Source organism: Bacillus sp. J41TS8 (genome assembly GCF_018333035.1).
In the GTDB taxonomy this organism is placed as follows: domain Bacteria; phylum Bacillota; class Bacilli; order Bacillales; family Bacillaceae; genus Bacillus; species Bacillus paralicheniformis.
Map to the genome: position 1 here is coordinate 304420 of NZ_BORF01000004.1, position 23194 is coordinate 327613.

Consider the following 23194-nt stretch of genomic DNA (forward strand, 5'->3'; position numbering starts at 1 on the left):
GGTCGCCTTAATGCCTGCAAGTCAACATAACCGAAAGCCATTATCAGGAGCGCAAGCCGGCATTTGGTTTGCTCAGCAGCTTGATCCGGAAAATCCGATCTACAATACAGCTGAATACGTTGAAATAAAAGGCCCGCTTGATCAAGAGCTTTTCGAGAAAGCGCTGCGCCATGTTATGAAAGAAGCTGAATCATTCCATGCCAGATTTGGAGAAGATCAAGACGGACCGTGGCAAAAGATCGTTCCGTCGGCAGATTTTCCGATTCATTACATTGATGTCAGCTCAGAAACCGATCCGGAACAGGCGGCTAAAAGCTGGATGAAGGATGATCTTGCCCGTCCGGTTGATCTGACCCGCGTTCCGCTTTTTACAGAAGCGCTTTTCAAAACGGCACCGGATCATTACTTCTGGTATCAGCGAACTCACCATATCGCAACGGACGGGTTCAGCTTTACACTGATCGCCGAGCGGCTGTCAAAAATATATACCGCATTAATGCAGAACAAATCGATTGACCAGAGCGGAGCCTTTGGCTCCCTCGATTTGATTCTCGCGGAGGAAACGGCTTACAGGGCATCAGAACAGTATCAGGAAGATCGGCGATTTTGGCTTGAGCGATTCAGCGATGAACCGGAGATAGTCAGTCTTGCCGAAAGGGCGCCCCGTACCTCTTCAAGCTTTCTTCGCAGGTCTGACTATCTGCCGAGTGAACATGCTGATCGTCTTCTGTCTGCCGCAAGCAGAATGGGGGCAACTTGGCACGAAACCGTGATGGCAGCAGCTGCTATATATGTTCATCGGCTGACGGGGGCAAATGACGTCGTTCTCGGGATGCCGATGATGTGCCGCCTCGGATCAGCCGCTCTCCATATTCCGGGTATGGTCATGAATCTCCTTCCGCTTCGGATTGGCTTGCAGCCGGAAATGAGCGTAGGAGAGCTGGTCAAGCAAATCTCAGCGGAGATGATGAAGCTGAGGCGTCATCAGCATTACCGCCACGAAGAACTGCGCCGGGATCTCAAGCTGCTTGGCGAAAATCAGCGGCTGTTCGGTCCGCAGCTTAATTTGATGCCTTTTGAGCAACGCTTGAATTTTGCCGGCTGTCAAGGCATCGTGCATAATCTTGCCACAGGACCTGTGGACGATCTGTCAATCAACATTTACGGCCGCCCGGACGGAGGCGGATTGAAAGTAAACATGGATGCAAACCCCGCTGTTTATCATGCGGATGAACTTGAACATCATGTTCGTCGTTTTCTTACTCTTCTGAAAACGATTGCCGATTGCGAGCAAACTCAGCCGGTGGGGACGTTGGATATTCTTCTCCCGGAAGAACGCGCTCAAATTTTGATCGAATGGAATCAAACGGCCCGCGGTCTTCCAAATGAGAGTCTTCCGCAGCGATTTGAAAGGATGGCGAAGGAGTACCCTGAATCTCCGGCAGTCGTTTGCAATGATGAGGTTCTCACCTATTCCGAATTAAATAAAAGGGCAAATCAACTGGCTCATCTGCTGATCAATCAGGGGGCGAAACCGGAGACATTCGTTGCTTTGGCCCTGCCGCGCTCAGCGGAAATGGTTGTCAGCATGCTCGCCGTTCTCAAGGCTGGAGCGGCTTATTTACCTATAGATCCCGATTATCCGGCTGACAGGATCGAGTATATGCTCAATGATGCACAGCCGCTGTTTGTCATCACCAGCAAAAAAGCACAAGACATGATCAGTTCGCAAACGCCGAAGTTAATCCTTGATGAACAGACTGTTGTGGAAAAAATCTCCGGATGTTCTGCAGGAAATCCCGGCGGACAGCATTCCGGCGCCAAGCCGGCATATATGATCTATACATCCGGATCAACCGGCAGGCCTAAAGGCGTGGTTGTACAAGCTGAAAGCTTATTCAATTTTTTGCTTTCCATGCAGGATATGTTCCAGCTTAATCAAGACGACCGGCTTCTGGCCGTCACAACGATTGCATTCGACATCTCAGCACTCGAAATGTATTTGCCGCTGATCAGCGGGTCGGCAGTCGTTCTTGCCGAGAAGGAGACGGTACAAGACCCGTCCGCATTGGCCAAAATGATTGAAACATACGGAATCACCATGATGCAGGCCACACCGACCCTCTGGCACGCATTGGCCTCAAGCGCTCCGGACAAGCTCAAAGGTCTTCGTGCGCTTGTCGGCGGTGAAGCTTTGCAAGCCAACTTAGCCCGGCAATTGCAGCAGCTCGGATGCACATTAACGAATCTTTATGGACCGACGGAAACAACGATTTGGTCTACAGCCGCCGCGCTGGAAGCAGGCTGCACGGAACCTCCGGGAATCGGCCGCGCGATTTGGAATACGCAGCTGTATGTTCTAGACGCCGGATTGCAGCCCGTGCCTCAGGGAGCGGCTGGAGAACTTTATGTGGCGGGAACAGGAGTGGCGCGCGGCTACTTGAACCGTCATGCTCTCACGGCTGAACGCTTTATTGCGAATCCGTACGGGCCGCCTGGATCGCGGATGTACCGAACGGGCGACCTCGTGCGCTGGCGCGAAGACGGGTCGCTTGATTATATCGGCCGTGCGGACCACCAAGTCAAAATTCGCGGATTCCGCATTGAAATGGGAGAAATAGAAGCGGTGCTTGCAAATCATCCGGTTGTTAAACAAGCTGCTGCTATTGTTCGTGAAGACCAGCCCGGTGATCCGCGTATATTTGCGTATGTCGTTCCCGCTTCGGGAGAAAGTCTTCATCCTGCCGAGCTTCGCGGCTACGTTGGTGAAACACTGCCCGACTATATGATTCCGTCTGCATTTGTCATCCTTGATGAACTGCCGCTTACACCGAACGGAAAGCTTGACCGCAAATCCCTGCCGGCTCCGGCGTTGAGTATGCATACAGGCGGACGTGAGCCAAGGACTCCGCAAGAGGAAATATTGTGTGATTTATTCGCTGAGGTTCTGGGGGTGCCGCGAGTCAGTATTGATGACAGCTTTTTTGATCTTGGCGGACATTCGCTTCTGGCAGGCAGGCTCGTCGGCCGGATTCGGGAAACGCTCGGCGTCGAACTCGGAATCGGCCGTTTATTTGATGAACCCACAGCCGCCGGACTTGCCAAACAGCTTGATCAGGCGCAGAGCGCCCGCCCGGCATTGCGTAAAAGAGAGCGCCGGAAAGAGATTCCGCTGTCCTTCGCGCAGCGGCGCCTATGGTTTTTGCACTGTTTGGAAGGACCGAGCCCGACCTATAATATTCCGCTTGTCGTTCATTTAACCGGACGTTTGGACCAAGAGGCGCTGACAGCCGCTTTGGGCGATGTGGCAGCAAGACATGAGCCGCTTCGAACCATTTTTCCGGATCAGCAGGGGACAACACACCAGCTGATATTGGAAGCAGATCAAGCGCGTCCCGAACTCGCTGTATCCCATGTTAGCGAACATGATTTAGAAAAAGTCCTGGCTGAGGCTGTTCGGCATCGTTTTCATTTAGAAAAGGAACCTCCGTTTCGCGCCCAGCTATTCGTACTCGGACCGGACAAATTTGTTCTTCTTCTGCTTTTGCACCATATGATTGGCGACGGCTGGTCTTTAACGCCGCTGACCCGCGATTTGGAAACTGCCTACAATGCGCGTCTGAATGGTGAGGCACCTGCTTGGGAGCCGCTTTCTATACAATATGCCGACTATGCCGTATGGCAGGAACATCTGCTTGGCAGTGAGAACAATCCGGACAGTCTGATTGCCAAGCAGCTCGGGTATTGGTCAAAGGCGTTGGAACATCTGCCTGATCAGCTGGAGCTTCCGACTGATCACCCGCGTCCGTCGGAATCAAGCTATAGAGGCGGTACGATTGATCTCAGCATTGACGCACAGCTGCACGGCCGTTTGCTCGGTTTGTCCCGCAGCACCGGAGTCAGCATGTTCATGATTTTGCAGTCGGCCCTTGCCTCACTGCTGACACGGCTCGGGGCAGGTCACGACATTCCGCTCGGCAGTCCGATAGCGGGAAGAAACGATGATGCTTTAGGCGGAATTGTCGGATTGTTCGTTAATACGCTTGTGCTCCGAACGGATACATCGGGCAATCCAAGTTTTCGAGAGCTTCTGAACAGAGTTAGAAAAGTAAATCTTGCAGCGTATGAGCATCAGGATCTTCCGTTCGAGCGCCTTGTTGAAGTGCTCAATCCTGCCAGATCAAGAGCGAGACATCCGCTGTTCCAAATCATGCTCGCCTTTCAAAATACGCCTGAACCTGAGCTTGAACTTTCCGGCCTTACATCAGACATTGAAATTCGCAGTGTCGGCGCAGCCAAGTTTGATTTGACGATTGAGCTTCGCGAACATCGAAAAACGGACGGAACACCCGCAGGTATCGGCGGATTTGTGGAATACAGCACAGATTTATTTGAGCGAAATACGGTTCAAACATTGGCCGAACGGCTTGTCAGACTGCTGGATTCAGCGGTATCCGACCCTGATCAGCCGATCGGAAGACTTGAGATTCTTCTTCCGGCCGAACGTGACAACATGCTGACTGACTGGAGCAAATCGTCCAATAACATACCTTGTTCATCTTTGCCTGTTTTATTTGAAAAGCAGGCCGCGAAGGACCCGGAAGCCGTTGCGGTTATATATGAAAATGACTCGCTCACATACAGCGAGCTCAATAGACGCGCTAACCGGCTTGCCCATCTCCTGATCGCCAAAGGGGTCGGTCCCGAACAATTTGCTGCCCTGGCGCTGCCAAGATCTTTGGATATGGTTGTCGGACTGCTTGCAGTGCTGAAAGCTGGCGCGGCATATGTGCCTCTGGATCCGGACTACCCGGCAGAAAGGATAGCGTTTATGTTGAATGATGCCCATCCTGCCTGCGTTGTAATGAGTTCAGCGGTCGAATCAAGCCTTTCTGTTCCCGCATCTGTTGAAAGGATTGTACTTGATGACCCTTGCATACAAGAGGAACTGAACGGATGCGCTGCTGTGAATCCGGTTGATGCCGACCGTACGACGCCTTTGCTGCCTCTTCACCCGGCGTATGTCATTTACACATCCGGTTCAACCGGCAAGCCGAAAGGAGTGGTCGTTCCGCATCAAAATGTCGTGCGGCTGTTCGGAGCGACTGACCAATGGTTCCATTTTGGCTCTGACGATGTTTGGACGATGTTTCATTCTTACGCATTTGATTTTTCGGTATGGGAAATTTGGGGAGCGCTGCTCAATGGGGGGCGGCTTGTCGTTGTGCCTCATACAATCAGCCGTTCGCCGGCCGACTTTCTCAATCTTCTCGTACGCGAGGGAGTGACTGTGCTCAATCAGACTCCTTCCGCATTTTATCAATTGATGCAGGCTGACCGGGACAATGCTGAGACAGGTAAGCTCCTTTCCTTGCGCTTTATCATTTTTGGAGGGGAAGCGCTCGAACTGAAGAGGCTTGAAGATTGGTATGAACGCCATCCGGAGCATGTCCCGCGGCTGATTAATATGTACGGAATTACAGAAACGACGGTACATGTCAGCTATATTTCCCTCGATCAGCAGACTGCAGCACTTCAAGCGAACAGCCTGATCGGTCAAGGGATTCCCGATTTAGGTGTATATGTGCTTGATGAATACCTTGAACCGGTACCCCCGGGCGTCACCGGAGAGATGTATGTGTCTGGGGGCGGCCTCGCGCGGGGTTACTTGGGCAGACCCGATTTGACGGCAGACCGCTTTGTCGCTGATCCGTTTGGTCCGCCGGGAACCCGGATGTACCGAACCGGTGATCTTGCCCGCAGGCGTCAAGACGGCTCTCTTGATTATATGGGCCGGGCCGATCAGCAGATCAAAATCCGCGGCTTTAGAATCGAACTCGGCGAGATAGAAGCGGTGCTTGTCCGCCATCACAGGGTGAATCAAGCCGCTGTAGTTGTAAGGGAAGACCAGCCCGGGGACAAGCGCCTGATCGCCTATGTTGTCCCGGCGTCTGCAGAAGAAACCGATCAGGCTGAGCTGCGCCGGTTTGCCGCAGGCACTCTGCCGGAGTACATGGTGCCTTCTGCATTTGTAAAAATTGCAGACTTGCCATTGACTCCAAATGGCAAACTTGATCGAAAAGCGCTGCCTGAGCCTGATTTTGCCGCGGCTGTTAAAGGGCGGGGGCCGAGAACACCGCAGGAAGAAATCTTATGCGATCTTTTTTCAGAAATCCTTAATGTGCCGCGAATTGGTATTGATGACGGATTCTTCGAACTCGGCGGTCATTCTCTGCTCGCCGTACAGCTGATGAGCCGCATACGTGAAGCGCTCGGCGTCGAGCTCGGCATCGGCGACCTGCTTGAAGCGCCTACTGTCAGCGGACTCGCTGAACGGCTTGAATCCGGCGGCGGACAAAGTGCGCTGGATGTACTGCTTCCGCTGAGAACGGGAGGCAGTCAGGATCCCCTGTTTTGTGTGCACCCGGCCGGGGGCCTCAGCTGGTGTTATGCCGGTTTAATGACGGCACTCGGCAAGGAATACCCGATATATGGTCTTCAAGCCCGCGGGATCGCCAGGCAGGAAGAGCTTCCTGATACGCTCGACGATATGGCCGCGGATTATATCCGGCACATTCGTACGATTCAGCCAACAGGGCCTTATCGTCTTCTCGGCTGGTCTCTCGGGGGCAATGTTGTGCAAGCGATCGCAACTCAGCTTCAGGAACAAGGGGAAGACATTTCGCTTCTTGTCATGCTTGATGCATACCCGAATCATTTCCTTCCAATTAAAGATGCACCTGATGAGCAGGAAGCATTAATTGCACTCTTGGCATTGGGAGGATACGATCCGGACAGCCTTGACGGGGAACCGCTGAACCTTTCCAGTGCAATCGATATTCTGCGCCGCGACGGCAGTGCGCTTGCCAGCCTGGATGAGGCTGCGATCTTGAACTTAAAGGAGACGTATGTGAATTCCGTCCGGATTTTAAGCGAATATAAGCCCCGCGTCTTTCATGGCGATATCCTGTTTTTCAAATCAACTGTGATACCGGAATGGTTTGATCCGATCGATCCGGAGTCATGGCTTCCTTATCTGAACGGAAACATTGATATTCATGATATGGATTGCCGGCATAAAGATTTGTGCCAGCCGGAGCCGCTGGCCGAAATCGGACGTCATGTTGCGGAAAAACTGGACGGCTTGAAAAAAGATACGGACAAGTAGGGAGAGATAACGATGACAAATCCTTTTGAAAATGAACAGGGCACATATGTTGTTTTAATGAATGAGGAAGGCCAGTATTCACTCTGGCCCGCCTTCATTCATATTCCGGCAGGGTGGAAGGTTGTTTGCGGGAAAACGAGCCGCAGCGCCTGCATCGACTATATCAGCTCGAATTGGACCGATCTCTCGCCGAACAGCTTGAAGCCGGCTGCAGAAGTTCACGGCGGTCAGCAATGAATAGAAGGCCGTTCAATCAAAGGACGGTTGTCAGCATTGTATATGTAACGGCCATGTTTATGGCTGCAATGGATGCGAGTGTCATTAACATGGCATTGCCCGCCATCATGAACGAATTTCAAACATTGCCGTCTGCTGCAGGCACAGTTAACATCGGATACTTAGTCAGCCTGGCGGTCTTTCTTCCCGCAGCCGGCTGGTTTGGAGACCGCTTTGGGACAAAGCGTGTTTTCCTGGCCGCGCTTTCGATATTTACGGCTGCATCCGCACTATGCGGAATCGCCGACAATCTGGCGGCATTAAACGTATTTCGCGTGATCCAGGGTGCCGGCGGCGGATTGATTACACCGGTGGGAATGGCGATCTTGTTCAGGACGTTTCCTCCGCATGAACGGGCGAAAATTTCGAGAGTTCTCGTTCTTCCGATTGCGGTCGCGCCTGCGGTTGGGCCGATCATCAGCGGGTTTCTGACAGATCAGCTGTCATGGCGCTGGATTTTTTACATTAATATTCCGATCGGAATGATCATTCTGCTGTTTGGCTTGTTATATCTTCATGAACATATGGAGCCGAAAGCGGGCAGATTTGATTGGCTAGGATTTCTTTTGGCTGGGCCGGGAATGGCGTTGGCGGTTTTTGCACTCAGCCAGGGGCCTGTGCAGGGCTTCGGCTCGCCGAATGTGCTTGTTTCAGGAACCGGGGGAGTGATTCTCCTCGCCATTCTCGTTTTTGTCGAGCTGAAGGCTGAGCATCCGCTGATTGAACTGCGCTTATTGAAGGACCGGGTTTTTGGAATGATGAGCGTCATTTCGCTTTTGACAGCAGGCGGACTCCTTGGCATGCTTTATATATTTCCGCTGTTGTGCCAGGAAGCACTCGGCTATTCTGCGACCGATACCGCTCTGATCACGTTTCCCGAAGCATTAGGCTTGATGCTGGCCTCCCAGCTGATGCCGAGGTCGTTGGGAAAGCTCGGGCCGAGGCGGGTAATTTCCGTTGCGCTTTTAGGCGCCGCTGTGCTGTTTGGGCTGCTGAGCCTGACCGGATACGGGTCAAATCTGTGGCTTCTCAGGCTGCTGCTGTTTTTGGCGGGCTTTTTCCTGGGGCATGCGGTTGGCGCGGCGCAGGTTGTTTGTTTTGCCAACATTTCATCCACATCAATGGGCCGCGCAACGACGCTGTTTAATGTGCAAAACCGGCTCGGATCTGCTTTTGGAGTTGCCGTCATGTCGTGCGTCCTTGCCGTGCTCAGTCAGCCCGGAGCAGGGATAGAGCCTGATTTATCAGCTTACCGGGCCGCTTTGCTCGGTGCCGCCGGCTTCCTCATGGCCGCATTTTTCATCACACTCAAGCTCAAGGACGCTGACACTGGACGTCAAATGGAGAAGCATGCAGCAGTTTCCAAAGGTGCGGCGGCTTCCGGTAAGTAAAACAAAAATCCTCCCGTTTCCGGGAGGATTTTTTCATGGCGCGCTATAAAATCGGCGACAGCAGGATCGAAATGGCTTCTTTGAAGCGGATCGATTTGCTTCTGTTTAAATATTCCTCAAAGGTCAGCTCCCTTGAGACTTGCAGATCTTTTTCAAATGATAAGACAAGGCTTCTTGAAATTTCCTCATCGTATAAAAAAGCATTCACTTCAAAATTGAGCTTGAAGCTGCGCATATCAATATTTGCTGTGCCGACCGATGAAATTTCTTCATCTACAACGATTGTTTTCGCATGGATAAATCCGTTGTCGTAAATAAATACGGACGCGCCGGCTTTTAAAAGTTCGCCGATGTAAGAATAGGTAGCCCAGTACACAAAAGGATGGTCGGGTTTGTTAGGAATCATGATTCTCACGTCAACACCGGACAGACAAGCGATCCTGAGGGCATCGAGCAGGCTTGCGTCCGGAATAAAATAAGGCGTCTGTATAAGAATCGACCGCTTTGCCGTTGATATCATTTTAATATAGCCGTTTTTAATCTGCTCCCATTCTGAATCGGGGCCGCTGGTGACGATTTGCATGCCGATGTTTCCGTGGGAATCGATGTCAGGAAAGTGGTTTGGCATATATGTGATGTCGTGATGGTGCGAGGCCTGATTCCAATCCAGGATAAAACGCGTTTGAATCGAATGGACCGCCGTTCCTTTGATTCTGAGATGCGTGTCCCGCCAATAGCCAAAGGCCGGATTCAGACCGAGGTATTCGTCCCCGACATTAAATCCTCCGACATAGCCAATGACGCCGTCGATAATGACGAGCTTGCGGTGGTTGCGGTAATTCATCCGCAAATTGATAAATTTAAAACGCGACGGGAAAAAAACTTCGACAAATCCTCCCGCCCTTTTCAGCTCTTTGAAAAAGCTTTTCCTCAGGCTTCTTGATCCCAGCTCATCATACAAAACGCGGACTTCAACGCCTTCTTTTGCTTTTTTGATCAGCGCGTCCCGCAGCTTTTTTCCGATCTCATCGCCTTTATAAATATAATATTGCAGATGAATATGGTCTTTGGCGTTTTCAATGTCGCGAAGCAGTCTGTCGAATTTCTGGCGTCCGTCCGTTAACAGCTCGACCGCATTGTCTTCTGTAAAAACGGCGTGGTTATTCAGAATATGCATATAAATCAAATCTTTGCTGTCCGCCGTCGCTTTATTGCGAAATTCAAACTCGCGGTTTTTCAGCTTGGTCAGCTGCTGTTCCAATATTTTTTCCATCCCGATCCTCTTTCGGTCTTCCCATTGAAAAAGGTGATTCCTGCTCAAATTGTGGCCGAACAGCAAATAAAGAATAAAGCCGAGAACGGGAATAAAGAAGAGTACCAAGAGCCAGGCCCAGGAGGAGCTTGCATCCCGGCGTTCCCTAAAGATCACAACGATTGCCAACAGCGTGTTTAAAACTAATATAAAGCCGAGAAATATCGATGTGATGCTGATATTTTTAATAATATCCATATTGAACCTCACAAGACGGATTTGTTTTTATACATTCCATTTATAACAGTTACTCCCCTTTCAAGCAACTATCTCATGTTATACGGGGAGGGGGCCGGAAAGTTCCTAATAAAAAGGGGAAAGGCAAAAAACTGTAAAACATGTTGGATCTAAGTTACGATATACATATAAAAAGCGTGATTTAATTAGCGAAACAACGCCTCTTTAACCAAAACGGGAGGGATTGATTATGGAGATGGAGCGTTTCCATCAAATGCCGGCTTTTATGAAAGAAGAAATGGATAACCTCAAGCATGTGGCGGCGCCGTTCTTAAAGAAAAGGCTGATATTTCTTTTTATCGCGATTCCGTTGCTTGTCGCTTCATTGGTTTATCTGTCCTCTTTTTGGGGGCAGGCATCCTATGGAACCGATTCAATGATAAAAATCGGCTGCGCTGCCGCAGCAGCAGCTTTCGGCATGGCGCTGTTCAGAGAGTCGTCTTACCAAAAAAGAAATGTTCAGCAATCGGTGATGAAATATATTTTGGAACGGATGCAAACAAGCGAAGTGCTTTCCGATGAACGGAAAAGCCGCTACGTTAGGGCGGTCAAGGAAGAGCCGTTTACTGTGATGAGAAGCTTTTTGGAATTTTTAAATGAAGAAGAGATCAGAAGGCGCAGGCTGGCTGAATGATGAAAGAAAAAAAGAGCTGCATGACAGCTCTTTTTTTTGTGCCATGATGATCAGGCTTCATTCAATTCTTTTCCTAATATTTTCAAATCGTACCGGATTCCGTCCATCTCGGCGATTCCGGGAAAGTGTCCCCACTCGGTAAAGCCGTATTTTTTGAAAAGCTTGATGCTCGGTTCGTTGTGGGCGAAAATAAACGCCATTAAAGAACGGATTCCAAGCTTTGGCGCAACTTCAAGCGCTTTTTCAAGCACCGCTGAACCCGCCCCTTTGCCGCGGTGGTCTTCATGAAGGTAAATGCTGACTTCGGCGGTTTTGTTATAGGCGGGCCTTCCGTAAAAGGATTCGAAGCTGATCCAGCCGGTGATATCCCCTTGTTCATTTTCCACAATATAAAGAGGCCTTGCCTCGGTATGGTTCAAAAACCAGTTCAGCCTTTCTTCAGGTGTGACGGGTTCTGTATCTGCCGTAACCATTCGCGACGCAATGGTGGAGTTGTAAATATCGACTACTGCGGGAAGGTCTTCCCGATTGGCGATCCGTAGTTTCATTCTCTCTGTCCTTTCTTCATATGTTATATCTTCGGCGTTTTTTCCGTTATCATGCACATTGGTGAAATTTCAGGTTTTAGGCGGTTTTTACATAAAAACGAAGCAGCCGGTGCAGACTAATTTGAAAAAAAGTTTTTTGTAAATGTATATATTTTCTGAAAAGTGTTCAGAATGTTGCTGAGGTGATGAGTAATGAAAGAGGAAGAAAAGAATCGTACTTCCAAAATCACAAAGCTGCAACAGTTTTTTCGTAAACGCTGGGTATTTCCGGCCATCTATTTGACAAGTGCCGTCGTTGTATTAACCGCCGTTCTTTGGTATCAATCGGCTTCTAACAACGATGTAAAAGATCAGCTTGCAGACGATGGCAAGAAATCAGCCTATGATAACCGGGATGACGCGGTAGAAGTAGGCAAACCAGTCGAAAATGTCGCAATGCCGGTTGCTGATTCTGAAAATGTTTCTGTCGTTAAAAAGTTCTTTGAAACTGACGCAACTAAAGAAGAGAAAGAAGCAGCACTTGTAAACTATAATAACACGTACAGCATGAGCAAAGGTATCGACTTGGCTGAGAAAGACGGAAAAACATTCGATGTTTCCGCATCTCTCAGCGGTACGGTCATCAAAGCTGCAAAAGACCCTGTACTGGGCTACGTTGTTGAAGTTGAACATGAAAATGGTTTATCAACTGTGTATCAGTCTCTTTCTGAAGTAAGCGTCAAACAAGGTGACAAGATTGAACAAAATCAAGTCATCGGAAAAGCAGGCAAAAACCTTTACAATGAAGAAGGCGGAAACCATGTGCATTTTGAAATCCGCAAAGACGGTGTTGCGCTAAACCCGTTGAATTTCATGGACAAGCCGGTCTCCAGCATCGAAAAAGCAGTGGAGGAACAAGCGGCTGAAATGAAGGAACCTGCTCAGCCTTCTGTTGAAGAAAAGCCAAAAACAGAAGACAAAGCGAAAGATCAAACAGGTGGAAAAGACGACAAAACCAAACGGGAAGATTCGTCTGAAGGGTCAGAAAATCAAGACGGAACCCAGTCTGACGATTCAAGCCAGTCATAAGGCACGCTTCCCTCAGAGCGCCTATCAAATACGATAGGCGCCTTTTTTGTTACAATCATAAAAAACCCGTATCAAATTTGCAGAGCCAGCCGTTTATTAAGTAAGAGGCCTCTTTTAAGGAGTGTGAATGCATTCATGAATGAGCTAGGACAGCAAGCGCTGATGAAGTATTGCATGAGAATGACAGGTGATAAATGGGATGCTGAGGATTTAGTCCAGGATACCATCCTGAAGTTAATAGAAATCAATCGAACAGACGCCTCACATGCTTATCAAAAGACGGTGGCAAAGCATAAATGGATTGACCTGCTCAGAAAAAGAAAGCGCGAAATCTTTCTGTCAGAAGACAATCTGGAAGACGGGCGGGCAGAGCGCATGCAGGCGGCCGATGATTTCGAGCACCTGCTGAAACAGCTTTCCGGTATTTTAACACCGAAGCAATTAACGATTTTTCTGCTCAAAGATGTGTTTTCCTTTCAGCTGCACGAAATCGCCGAGACGCTCGGGAAGCCCGAATCATCCGTCAAGTCGCTTTTATTCAGATCGCGTCAGCGATTAAAAAGCCTTTCTCCGGATATTCTGCAAAGGGAAGCGGAGGACGGGGATGACGAACATATTGGTCTGCTTGTTCGGGCGATATTGTATCACAACCCCGATGATCTGCTCGAATTTGCCAAACAGACATGGCTTTTCGGCGCTTCACAGCCGTCTTGCGTCAGCATGATGAGGTGTGCTGCCTAGGAGGAAAAAGGCTATGAACACCATTCCTTACGTCATTGAGAAAACGGCTGCCGGTGAAAGATCGTACGATATTTTTTCCAGACTTTTAAAAGACCGGATCATTATGATCGGCTCTGAATTCAACGATGACCTCGCCAATCGGGTCACCGCCCAATTGCTGTTTTTGTCAGCCGAAGACAATGAAAAAGACATTTCGATCTATATCAACAGCCCGGGCGGATCAACTTCCGCGGGATATGCGATTTTGGATACGATGGATTATGTGAAGCCGGATGTCCGCACGATCTGTGTCGGAATGGCAGCTTCCATGGGAGCGATTCTCCTAGCCGGCGGAACAAAAGGCAAACGGTATGCGCTCAAAAACAGCGAAATCATGATCCATCAGCCGCTCGGCGGCGTCAAAGGACAGGCGACAGACATGGAGATTTCAGCGAAGCGGATCATCAAACTGAGGGAAAAAATCGAGCGATTCTTTCACGAACGAACGGGTCAGCCCATTGAAAAACTAAAAGCCGACATGGAACGCGATTACTTTATGGATGCGGACGAAGCGAAGGCATACGGTGTTATTGATGCTGTTTTGTAAACTATATTGAACCAAAGACTTAGAAACAATAATATATTTGGGATTGTTCATATTTATTAGTTATAAGGGGGGGTTATTAAATTGTATATTTATTTTTCTCTTTAATAATTTGAATGATCCTCCTTAGTTATTGTTTTGTGTAGGCGTTCATTATTAAACAATAGAGAGATTTCATGATCATTATTGGATTAATCCAACTTTAAAAACAATTAAGTTTCATGATTGATTAAAACTTAGAAGATTAGTATTTGAATACGGATTAGCCCAAGCTAGAAAGCTGAAAAGTAAAAGAGGATGCATAGTAAAAAGTCAAAGCTTTTACTATGCATCCTCCATTTTTAGGTTTAATCATAAAATGCAGATTTTTAGCGGTTCAATGATTAAACTTCATTTTAAATAAAATTGAATTTAATGTTGTACTGTTATATAGTGTTTTAGCTCTCCTACTAAAGTGCGGGTTCCCCAAGTCGTTGCTACTTGCACGTCATATTTGCCTGCTGGAATATTACTCGTTGAAAAGCTTACTCTAAAGCTGCGTATATTATCACGATCGCTAGCTATAGATTTGACTGTTTCGCCTTTTTTGTTTACAAGAAAAACTGTAACACCGTTATTTAGCTTAGAATATTTCTTGGGCATAGTACCTGTCACAACAATTGAAGTAGCACGTTTTGAATATGTATTAGCATCTGTCTGAAAGTTAATTGCTCCTTTTGAAGTCATTGCAAAAGCTTCTGTACTTCCGGCGAAAAATACAAACACTAAGAGAGTAGTTGTAAATAAAGTCATTACAATTTTTTTCAATTTAAGACTTCCTTTCTTTATTTAATTAGAAACTATTTCCTATATTAATGGATGTTTCTAAAAAAATCAACAATATAAGGAGAAATTATACATTAACAATAGACTGGTATTTGCTAGGGTTATATCATTTTATATGAGGAAACTGTTGCTTTTGGATGGAGAAAAATAAAATTTCATATGCGAAAAAAGCTCCCGGCTTAACTCCAGCCGGGAGCTTCGATCTTTTTATAAAGCGTCAGGACCTTCCTCGCCTGTGCGGATGTTGATGGTGTTTTTAATCTCGTATATGAAGATCTTGCCGTCACCGGGTTCCCCGGTTTTCAGGACGTTTTGCGCCGTCTCGGCCACTTTTTCGACAGGCACTTTGCTGACGACGATTTCGACTTTTAACCTTTCATATACATTGCTTTCGCGCTTGACCCCTCGGTAAAGCTCTGTATGCCCTTTTTGCAGGCCGCATCCGTGTACATTGTAAAACGTAATGGACGTTACCCCGATTTTGGCCAGCTCTGTTTTCAGCTTTTCAAAGTTTGTAGGACGAGTTACAATTTCCACCTTATACATTTGACCGCTCATACCATCACTCCTGACAAATTAATCTTGATACGCTTTTTCGCCGTGCAGCGTCAGATCGAGGCCCAATGATTCTTCATCCTCTGAGGCACGGAGTTTAAAGAAGATACTGACTATCTTAATAATAGCGTATGTGACGATTGCGACAAACAAATATGTTGCGGCAATCGCAATCAGCTGTTTCCAAAGGAGACTGATGTCTCCGTAAAAAAGCCCGTTTGCTCCGTCTGCGTTGACTGATGTCGTCGCGAACAAGCCTGTCGCGATTCCTCCCCATGTTCCGCCGAGCCCGTGAAGTCCGAAGGCATCGAGCGCATCATCGTAGCCGAATTTTTTCTTCAGCGAAAACACACCCCAGAAACAGACGATTCCACCGATGAGCCCGATCCATACAGATGAGAAAGGTGTAACAAAGCCTGCACCCGGCGTAATCGCGACAAGTCCCGCAATCGCTCCCGAGACGGCGCCGAGCATCGTCGGCTTTTTATTGATCAGCCATTCTGCCAAAATCCAGCCGATCAGCCCCGCGGCTGCAGCCGTATTCGTGTTGATAAAAGCGGTCATGGCGACTTCATCGATCGTCAGCGCGCTTCCGACGTTGAACCCGAACCATCCGAACCAGATCAAAGTCGCTCCGAGCAAGGTCAGAAGGAGGTTGTGTGGGGCTGTGTCGTTCATATTTTTCCGCTTGCCGAGAACAATCGCAACGACAAGGCCGGCTACACCGGAAGAAATGTGAACGACGTTGCCGCCGGCAAAATCAATCGCTCCCAGCTCGTCAAGCCAGCCTCCGCCCCACACCCAGTGGGCGACCGGCGAGTAAACGAAAACCGCCCAGAGCACTGAAAAAAGTATAAAGGCCGGAAAGCGCATGCGCTCCGCAAAGCTTCCGGAAATAATCGCAGTCGTCAGGACGGCAAATGTCAATTGGAACATCATATAAAGCGTATGCGGAATCGTCTCCGAATAATCGGCATTGGGTTCAAAGCCGACACCTTGCAGTCCGATCCAATCCCAACCCCCGATCAATGGGTTTCCGGGAGCGAAAGCGAGCGAATAGCCGAACAAAATCCATATGATAGAAACGATGGCAATTGAAGATAAGCTGTGCATAACGGTGCTGAGCACATTTTTGCTCCTGACAAGTCCTCCGTAAAATAAAGCGATGCCCGGCGTCATCAGCCACACGAGCAAAGCGCAAAAGAACATAAATACTGTATCCCCCATCTGCATGTTTCATTCCTCCGTAGTCATTTAGATTGAGAGCAGATCTCTTTTTCTTTCATTATAGTGACAAAAGGGAGATATCATGATGAACATGTCAGATTTCCTTACATGGTTTTTAGGAAGAAAAGCGGACAGGGAGAGGCTGAAAGGGGGATTAATCGGTTTTTTCAACCTCAACTGCAACGATTCGATGTCCGTCCATATCTTTTACTTTGAAACGGAATCCTTCACTTTCGATCGCCGTTTTGGGCTTGCTCTCAATATTCTGCGTCAGCATCCAGCCGCCGATTGTATCAATCTCCTCATCTGATAAATGAATTCCGAGCAGGTCGTTTACATCGCTGACTAGTACTTTACCGCTGAGGATGTAATGGTCATCTTCCAGTTTCTGAACAGCCGATACTTCTTCAGTATCGAATTCATCGCGAATATCGCCGACGATTTCCTCGACGATATCCTCAACCGTCACAAGGCCGGATGTTCCGCCATACTCATCTACGAGAATCGCCATATGTGTATGCTCTTTTTGCATTTTGACGAACAGCTGGTAGACGGGAATCGTTTCAATCACATGGATAACCGGATGGATATATAGCTTTAACGGTTTTGTTTCTAAAGAAAACCCGCCTGCAAGCTCAGCCAGCAGCAGTTCTTTTATATTGATCATTCCGGTGATGTGATCCTTGTCTTCCTCCATGACGGGGAAGCGGGTGTGCTTTGTTTCTTTGATGAGCTGCTTCACTTTTTTTACACTGTCGTCAAGAGACAGGACGGTCATTTCATTGCGGGGCACCATAATTTCTTTTGCCGTACGTTCGTCGAATTTAAAAATGTTGTTTACATATCTCAATTCATTCTGGTTGATTTCCCCGCTTTGATAGCTTTCAGATAAAAGTGTTCGCAGCTCTTCCTCCGAATACGCCAATTCGTGTTCACCGGTCGGCTTCAGGCCGAACAGACTTGTGATCATGCGGGCTGAATGATTAAGCAGCCATATAAAAGGAAACATGATTCTGTAAAACCAGATCATCGGCTGTGCAAAAAGCAGAGTAACGGTTTCCGCTTTTTGAATGGCGATCGTTTTTGGCGCCAGCTCTCCGATCACAACATTGAGATAAGTGACCGATAAAAAAGCGGCCAAAAATGAAAGAATATGTGTCATCGACTCGTTCAAGCCGATTTTGGAAAAAAGGGGATGCAGTAAGGTCTGCATCGTCGGTTCACCAAGCCAGCCGAGGCCCAATGCCGTCACGGTGATTCCAAGCTGGCAGGCTGACAAGTATTCGTCAAGGTGTGAGGTCACTTCTTTTGCGGCAAGCGCGCCCTTTTTTTTCTGAATGATCAATTGGTCGATCTTTGTCCGCCTTACTTTGACGATGGCGAATTCGACCGCGACGAAAAAGCCCGTTAATGCGATTAATCCTGCCACTGCAATCAGCTTCAGTAATTCCAAAGCCCCGCCTTCTCAAAAAGAAGGCGCCACCTCCTTTTCTATGAAAAACTCATACTGGCTTCATACCACGTGCCGCAGCGCGGCAAACATGATGTTTATTTACGCGGAGGGCGGGCAAAGAAATATAAAACGAATGGGCCGGAAGAGGAGGAGACGAAATATGAGAGTTTTTCAGGGAGAGGGCTGGACATGGTATCAGCTCGGCCCTCACGAAAAAGCGACAGCACAAGGGCTGATCCAGCCCGATCATTGGCCGGAATGCCGAAACTGGTTTCAAGGCGTTCCATCGGCCAATATCAATTGCATTGATATCAATGCTGCCGTTCAAGGCAAGGAAGCGATCTACGGTTCATATATTTACGACCAGGAAGCGGAAGTTCAACAAAACCGGACAGCATTTCATTTTTACTTAACGAAAAACTATTTTTTCACAATGAATTTAGATATCTCGCAATTTGAGGAGGCAAACAGGAGGCCGATCGATCAACACTTAGAGCGATGCAAAGATGCCCCAGAAGTGTTTCTGGTCCTGCTGGGCGAACTGATGAGAATGTATTTAAAGGAACTTGAGCACTTTGAAGTTCACCTTGGAAAAGTAAGATGGGGATTTCACCATGACAACAATAAAAGCATCATTGAACTGATTCATAAGCGGCGTCACGAACTGCTCGTCATAAGAAGTTTAATTTTATCGATGAAAAAGGTAGCAATGGGCCTTAAAGAAACTTTTTTAAGCAAATCGTTTGATGAAATCGAACAGCGCAGGACGTTTTACGAAATCGACAGAGGTATGTCATTGATCAAAGAGTACGCGAATGAAATCAATTATTTGCTCCATTCCGAGGAAGTGGTGACATCCCACAGAGGCAATGAAATCTTTAAAGCGCTGACGATTTTCACGACGATCTTTACACCGATGACGGCTTTCGGCGCCCTGTGGGGAATGAACTTTGAAGTCATGCCTGAACTCTCATTAAAGTACGGCTATTTATTTTCGCTGATTTTAATCGCCGTTTCTACCGTCCTTGTGTATTGGTATTTGAAAAGGAAAGGGTGGACAGGCGATTTATTGAAGGATAAAAAACGATATATGAAGAGGAAAGGGCTCTTTTAAATAGGTTTAAGCCCGGGGGATATCGGAAAAGCACATAATAACCCCAGTAAAGGAGGAATTCCGAATGAAACTAAAGGACATCATGACAACCAATGCCGAATGCTGTGAACCCTCTGCTCCGATTGCGGAAATTGCCGGAAAGATGCGTGATTACAATGTAGGTTCAATTCCGGTCTGCGAGAACGGCAGTTTGACGGGGATCGTTTCGGACCGGGATATCGTCATCAGATGTGTAGCCGAAAATGAAACGGACGCAGCTGCTCGGGATATCATGAGCACCCGGATGGTGACCGGACGCCCGGATATGTCGGCTGAAGAGGCAGGAGATCTGATGGCGGAACACCAAATTCGCAGGCTGCCGATAGTTGAAGATGGCCGTCTCGTCGGAATCGTTGCTTTGGGGGATCTCTCCGTCTCACATGCGGATGAGAAAGCGGGAGAAGCATTAAGCGAAATTTCAAAATCGGCTTAAACAGGGTGAAGGAAGAGCGTTTTCAGCTCTTCCTTTTTTATCGTGCAATATTTTAGTGATTGATCAATAACCAAAATTTAGATTAAGTTTTCATTAAGCATTTCAATGTTTCTTCCAGCCCTTCTTGATAAGGTGTCGCGGGAATTTTTCCTATTCTCTTTTCATATTTTTCCCCGTTTAGAATAAATGTTTCTTCAGTTAAGTACATGATTTCTACTACTTCTTTCATTACTGGATCAAATAATCCGCTTATACGAATGGCAAGCTTATTTAATGGTATGACTAATTTATGATTGCCGGTAATTTGACGTGCGATTTTTATAATTTCTTTACCTGAAATCAGTCCGGCGCCGGGAATGTTCCAGTTTTCACCGTAAGAATCGTCTTTACTTGCGATTTCCACAATCATTTTTGCGGCATCAGGCAAATATACGTACTCCCGGGGGGTTTTTAGATTGCCGATAAAAACAGCTATTTTATTTGCTGCCATTCCGGTTAATGTAGGCTGTAAATAAGAATTTTGCGAAGTTTTTCCATAATAGTCGGGCAGTCTGACGATTAATGGTTTGGCATTTTTCCATTTCTTATCGAATATTAAGTTTTCAAAATCCACTCTTATCTTTCCTTTTTTTGTATGGGGCAGTTTCGGATGATTTTCGTCTCCTTTGGCAATTTGTCGGCCGTAAACATATATTCCATCCACAATCACGATTTTCTTGCCTAAAATATTTGCAGCCTTCATTACACTTTCACCGAGAAGCAGGAGTTTATCCGCCATTTCATGATATTGAACATTGGCGCATTGAAATATCACATCTGCGTCCTTTGCCGCTTCACTGATGGTCTGTGCATCAAAGACATCACCAAGCTGATATGTTAATAGCGGTGTTGAATGATGTTCTTTTATGAGATTCTTTAGTTTATTTTCAGAACGGCCGAAAGCGATAACCGGAATATTTCTTGACAGCAATTCTGAAACTATCGCTTGACCTGTTCCACCTGTTGCGCCTAAAACGATTGCTTTTTCCATTGAAAATTCCCCCTTGGGTTAGTTATTAATCAATCAATAATTAACGCTTAAATAAAAAAACCGAAACAAATCGGTTATTTTATTCTGTTTGGCCATGCATGATCTCCGGCAAATCCAAGAAATAGGAAATGTTGCAAAGGATCCCTCTTGCCAGGAAAGTCGTAACTTCCCTCTCCGCATTTGGAACATTCGCTTCCCGGAACCTTTCCAGCGTATAGTTTCTAATACGTGATAAGCCCGTTTTTGAACAATTCCTGACCGATTCCTCCGTAACGGAGAGTCCGATGACCTGCAAGGCTATTTCATTAGGGTGTGATACAGACAACTCTTCATATGCTTTGACCATGTTTGCTACGATCTGTTCGGAGCTGGATTCGACATTTTGAAACGTTTGGAGGATTCTTTCAAAGGCCCGATCGAGCGCGGCAACGAACAACTCTTCTTTCGTCTTATAAAACCTAAATATATAGGGCTGAGAAATACCGGCTTTTTCAGCAATGAGTGCTGTCGTGGTATTATAATATCCTTTTTCTGCAAACACCTCTAATCCAGCTTCAAGTATTTGCTCCTTTCGGTTTTCCTTACTCTGTCTTATGATATGCCGCCTCCCTTCATTTTGTTATTGATTGATTACTTACTGAGATCGTAACAGATTTCTTTTCAAGTTTCAAGCCCGTAATTTTTAAAAAACGCATCTATTGGTGCAACAGTTTTCAATCAATTAGAATAGATACGCGGATTTCATCACCGGTGCCGCTGCAAAGGCCAAAATAAGACGTGCTGCTGTTTGGCGTAATGGAGAAGCGGAGCGGTATCAGGCAATATGAGACCGCTTGCTTCGGGTATCGTGTTTTGTCGGATTTCGGCTTCGGCCCGCTGCAGCGCCCATGGAGAGTGGTGAATGTCTTCATAGTAGACCCGGTTGTTGTACGTGGTGTACAGGCGGTATCTTTCAGTCAGCCAGTATTCGATGGACCCTTTTTGGGCGGTGAAGGAATCTGACAGCGGGCGGTAGCTGGCGCGGAAGGCCGCTTTTGAATCATCCCTTCTGCTGGAAAATTCAATATGGTTTTCTTCTTTTACAAAGTTTATCCCGGCGTGAAAATAAGGCAAGTGGAACATTGTACGCGCGCCGGCGACGGCTAAGCGCGAAGCGGCGTCAAGACTGAAAAAATAAATGCCCGGTACACCTTTATATGATACATATGTCCGAACGTTCAGCTCGGGAAAGCTGCTGACGAAAGGAAAGGGCGGCAAAAAACGGGGACGCATATTTGTCAGCAGAAAAGGCAAAATGCCGATCCATGCTTTTCCGTTGAATGTCTCCAATTCCAAGGCCGCCGGTATTCGTCTGCGAATGGCTTCAGGATCAACAGCCCAATGGGCAAATAATACATGATTCCATGTTTGCGTCATCATCCACGGTCCTTCAGGCGGCGGAAAAGGGCGGTGTGAAGTATTTTTTATCATAAAACAGCACTCCTTCGATTCGAATGTTGACCCGTCTGCAACACATCCCGAGCCTGTTGTACGGTTTTATCATTTCCCTTTTCGGTTAATTCAAAAACGAGGATACAAAAAACGGAGGAGTGATGTGATTTGTTCAAGCATACGAAAGTGCTGCAGTACCCTGCGAAACCTGAAAGACCCGACCCTGTCTTCGCAAAGAAAATGCAGGAAATACTCGGCGGTCAGTACGGAGAAATATCTGTGGCCATGCAATACCTTTTTCAAGGGTGGAATACAAGGGGTAATGAAAAGTATAAAGATTTGCTCATGGATACGGCGGCAGAAGAAATCGGACACGTCGAAATGATTGCGACGATGATCGCGCGCCTGCTTGAAGACGCTCCGGTTTACGAGCAGGAAAAAGCCGCAGACGATCCTGTCATCGGCGCCATTATGGGCGGAATGAACCCCCACCATGCGATCGTTTCGGGACTGGGAGCCATGCCCGAAAACAGCACCGGCGTTCCGTGGAATGCAGGCTATATCGTAGCGAGCGGCAATCTTCTGGCCGATCTGCGCGCAAATGTCAACGCTGAATCGCAAGGCAGACTGCAAGTCGCGCGGCTGCGCGAAATGACGGATGACAATGGTGTACAAGATATGCTCGGCTTTCTTTTGGCAAGAGACACGATGCACCAAAACCAATGGATCGCCGCAATCAAAGAGTTGGAAGAAAAAGAAGGCGTCATCGTGCCCGGCACGGTTCCGGATGAAAATGAAAAAGAAGACATTGCGCATACTTTATACAATTTTTCGGATGGAGAAGAAAGCGCGCAGTTTGATTGGCTGAAAGGGAAGGCGCCGGACGGAGCGGCATTCCACTACGAGAGCGGCCCTGTCGCATATGGAGAAAAACCGGTCTTGAAGCCCGCTCCAAAACGAAGCCACAATACACCTGACTATGGAGAATAAAAAGAGCCGAACGGCTCTCAGGCTGTCGAGAAAATCTCGACAGTCTTATTTTTTTCCTTAAATTATCCATTTTTTCATTTTATAATAAAGAAAAGGATTGAAAAGGACGGTGTCATTCTAATGTTCTACACAAGAAATT

At 47.5% G+C, this 23194-nt stretch carries 19 protein-coding genes; 10 read left to right on the top strand and 9 right to left on the bottom strand.

What is annotated here, in order from left to right:
- Positions 1-10 precede the first annotated feature (10 nt).
- The 3 genes from KI350_RS08485 to KI350_RS08495 are packed head-to-tail and all read left to right on the top strand — an operon-like array spanning position 11 to position 8835.
- A complete protein-coding gene (locus KI350_RS08485) occupies positions 11-7168 on the top strand; it encodes an amino acid adenylation domain-containing protein (protein ID WP_065644492.1) in 7158 nt (2385 codons plus the stop codon).
- Between the two features lie 12 nt (positions 7169-7180).
- Positions 7181-7405, top strand: a complete 225-nt coding sequence (locus KI350_RS08490; protein ID WP_065644493.1) for an MbtH family protein — start codon at positions 7181-7183, stop codon at positions 7403-7405.
- The gene (locus KI350_RS08495; RefSeq protein WP_065644494.1) at positions 7402-8835 is read left to right on the top strand and encodes an MDR family MFS transporter; all 1434 of its coding nucleotides are present in this window, start codon (positions 7402-7404) and stop codon (positions 8833-8835) included. Before KI350_RS08490 ends, KI350_RS08495 begins: the two co-directional genes overlap by 4 nt.
- 43 nt (positions 8836-8878) lie before the next feature.
- Here the strand turns inward: KI350_RS08495 and cls are convergent, their stop codons facing one another.
- The gene (gene cls / locus KI350_RS08500; protein ID WP_065644519.1) at positions 8879-10327 is read right to left on the bottom strand and encodes a cardiolipin synthase; all 1449 of its coding nucleotides are present in this window, start codon (positions 10325-10327) and stop codon (positions 8879-8881) included.
- A 247-nt stretch (positions 10328-10574) separates the two neighbouring features.
- Here cls and KI350_RS08505 point away from each other — a divergent pair, with 247 nt between their 5' ends.
- On the top strand, positions 10575-11018 hold the full coding sequence (locus KI350_RS08505; RefSeq protein WP_065644495.1) for a YwnF family protein: 444 nt from the start codon (positions 10575-10577) through the stop codon (positions 11016-11018).
- Between the two features lie 50 nt (positions 11019-11068).
- On the opposite strand, the gene KI350_RS08510 is transcribed toward KI350_RS08505, so the two are convergent.
- Positions 11069-11566: a GNAT family N-acetyltransferase gene (locus tag KI350_RS08510; RefSeq protein WP_065644520.1), complete on the bottom strand. Its 498-nt coding sequence runs from the start codon at positions 11564-11566 to the stop codon at positions 11069-11071.
- A gap of 192 nt (positions 11567-11758) precedes the next feature.
- Here KI350_RS08510 and spoIIQ point away from each other — a divergent pair, with 192 nt between their 5' ends.
- The 3 genes from spoIIQ (at position 11759) to KI350_RS08525 (ending at position 13961) form a co-directional block, all read left to right on the top strand.
- Positions 11759-12634 carry a stage II sporulation protein SpoIIQ gene (spoIIQ, locus tag KI350_RS08515; RefSeq protein ID WP_065644496.1) on the top strand — a complete coding sequence of 292 codons (876 nt, stop codon included), beginning with the start codon at positions 11759-11761 and terminating at the stop codon, positions 12632-12634.
- A gap of 135 nt (positions 12635-12769) precedes the next feature.
- Entirely contained in the window at positions 12770-13375 is a 606-nt protein-coding gene (locus tag KI350_RS08520; RefSeq protein WP_065644497.1) for an RNA polymerase sigma factor, read from the top strand.
- Positions 13376-13388: 13 nt separating this feature from the next.
- Positions 13389-13961: an ATP-dependent Clp protease proteolytic subunit gene (locus KI350_RS08525; protein WP_065644498.1), complete on the top strand. Its 573-nt coding sequence runs from the start codon at positions 13389-13391 to the stop codon at positions 13959-13961.
- Positions 13962-14369: 408 nt separating this feature from the next.
- Here the strand turns inward: KI350_RS08525 and KI350_RS08530 are convergent, their stop codons facing one another.
- From KI350_RS08530 to KI350_RS08545, 4 genes are all read right to left on the bottom strand, one after another.
- Complete coding sequence (locus tag KI350_RS08530; protein WP_081303638.1) at positions 14370-14765, bottom strand: hypothetical protein; 396 nt, start codon at positions 14763-14765, stop codon at positions 14370-14372.
- Between the two features lie 225 nt (positions 14766-14990).
- On the bottom strand, positions 14991-15341 hold the full coding sequence (locus KI350_RS08535) for a P-II family nitrogen regulator (protein WP_003185936.1): 351 nt from the start codon (positions 15339-15341) through the stop codon (positions 14991-14993).
- Between the two features lie 18 nt (positions 15342-15359).
- Positions 15360-16571, bottom strand: a complete 1212-nt coding sequence (locus tag KI350_RS08540; protein ID WP_065644499.1) for an ammonium transporter — start codon at positions 16569-16571, stop codon at positions 15360-15362.
- 148 nt (positions 16572-16719) lie between these two features.
- Positions 16720-18018: a hemolysin family protein gene (locus tag KI350_RS08545; protein WP_025810659.1), complete on the bottom strand. Its 1299-nt coding sequence runs from the start codon at positions 18016-18018 to the stop codon at positions 16720-16722.
- A gap of 160 nt (positions 18019-18178) precedes the next feature.
- On the opposite strand from KI350_RS08545, the gene KI350_RS08550 reads away from it, so the two are divergent.
- Both KI350_RS08550 and KI350_RS08555 read left to right on the top strand, forming a co-directional pair.
- On the top strand, positions 18179-19132 hold the full coding sequence (locus tag KI350_RS08550) for a magnesium transporter CorA family protein (protein ID WP_065644500.1): 954 nt from the start codon (positions 18179-18181) through the stop codon (positions 19130-19132).
- A 64-nt stretch (positions 19133-19196) separates the two neighbouring features.
- The gene (locus KI350_RS08555; protein WP_065644501.1) at positions 19197-19604 is read left to right on the top strand and encodes a CBS domain-containing protein; all 408 of its coding nucleotides are present in this window, start codon (positions 19197-19199) and stop codon (positions 19602-19604) included.
- Between the two features lie 82 nt (positions 19605-19686).
- Here the strand turns inward: KI350_RS08555 and KI350_RS08560 are convergent, their stop codons facing one another.
- The 3 genes from KI350_RS08560 to KI350_RS08570 all read right to left on the bottom strand — a co-directional run bounded on the left by KI350_RS08560 (position 19687) and on the right by KI350_RS08570 (position 22104).
- On the bottom strand, positions 19687-20634 hold the full coding sequence (locus KI350_RS08560; protein ID WP_065644502.1) for an SDR family NAD(P)-dependent oxidoreductase: 948 nt from the start codon (positions 20632-20634) through the stop codon (positions 19687-19689).
- Between the two features lie 79 nt (positions 20635-20713).
- A complete protein-coding gene (locus KI350_RS08565; RefSeq protein WP_065644503.1) occupies positions 20714-21229 on the bottom strand; it encodes a TetR/AcrR family transcriptional regulator in 516 nt (171 codons plus the stop codon).
- Between the two features lie 149 nt (positions 21230-21378).
- Complete coding sequence (locus KI350_RS08570; RefSeq protein ID WP_065644504.1) at positions 21379-22104, bottom strand: YqjF family protein; 726 nt, start codon at positions 22102-22104, stop codon at positions 21379-21381.
- Between the two features lie 129 nt (positions 22105-22233).
- Here KI350_RS08570 and KI350_RS08575 point away from each other — a divergent pair, with 129 nt between their 5' ends.
- Complete coding sequence (locus KI350_RS08575; protein WP_065644505.1) at positions 22234-23055, top strand: manganese catalase; 822 nt, start codon at positions 22234-22236, stop codon at positions 23053-23055.
- Positions 23056-23194 lie beyond the last annotated feature (139 nt).

Bases quoted from the DNA above. Each gene is read 5' to 3' on its own strand.
- KI350_RS08550 (WP_065644500.1), top strand. From the start codon at position 18,179: ATGAGAGTTTTTCAGGGAGAGGGCTGGACATGGTATCAGCTCGGCCCT.
- KI350_RS08490 (WP_065644493.1), top strand. From the start codon at position 7,181: ATGACAAATCCTTTTGAAAATGAACAGGGCACATATGTTGTTTTAATG.
- KI350_RS08505 (WP_065644495.1), top strand. From the start codon at position 10,575: ATGGAGATGGAGCGTTTCCATCAAATGCCGGCTTTTATGAAAGAAGAA.
- KI350_RS08560 (WP_065644502.1), bottom strand. From the start codon at position 20,634: ATGGAAAAAGCAATCGTTTTAGGCGCAACAGGTGGAACAGGTCAAGCG.
- KI350_RS08520 (WP_065644497.1), top strand. From the start codon at position 12,770: ATGAATGAGCTAGGACAGCAAGCGCTGATGAAGTATTGCATGAGAATG.
- KI350_RS08510 (WP_065644520.1), bottom strand. From the start codon at position 11,566: ATGAAACTACGGATCGCCAATCGGGAAGACCTTCCCGCAGTAGTCGAT.
- spoIIQ (WP_065644496.1), top strand. From the start codon at position 11,759: ATGAAAGAGGAAGAAAAGAATCGTACTTCCAAAATCACAAAGCTGCAA.
- KI350_RS08570 (WP_065644504.1), bottom strand. From the start codon at position 22,104: ATGATAAAAAATACTTCACACCGCCCTTTTCCGCCGCCTGAAGGACCG.
- KI350_RS08540 (WP_065644499.1), bottom strand. From the start codon at position 16,571: ATGCAGATGGGGGATACAGTATTTATGTTCTTTTGCGCTTTGCTCGTG.
- KI350_RS08555 (WP_065644501.1), top strand. From the start codon at position 19,197: ATGAAACTAAAGGACATCATGACAACCAATGCCGAATGCTGTGAACCC.
- KI350_RS08495 (WP_065644494.1), top strand. From the start codon at position 7,402: ATGAATAGAAGGCCGTTCAATCAAAGGACGGTTGTCAGCATTGTATAT.
- KI350_RS08535 (WP_003185936.1), bottom strand. From the start codon at position 15,341: ATGAGCGGTCAAATGTATAAGGTGGAAATTGTAACTCGTCCTACAAAC.
- KI350_RS08525 (WP_065644498.1), top strand. From the start codon at position 13,389: ATGAACACCATTCCTTACGTCATTGAGAAAACGGCTGCCGGTGAAAGA.
- KI350_RS08485 (WP_065644492.1), top strand. From the start codon at position 11: ATGCCTGCAAGTCAACATAACCGAAAGCCATTATCAGGAGCGCAAGCC.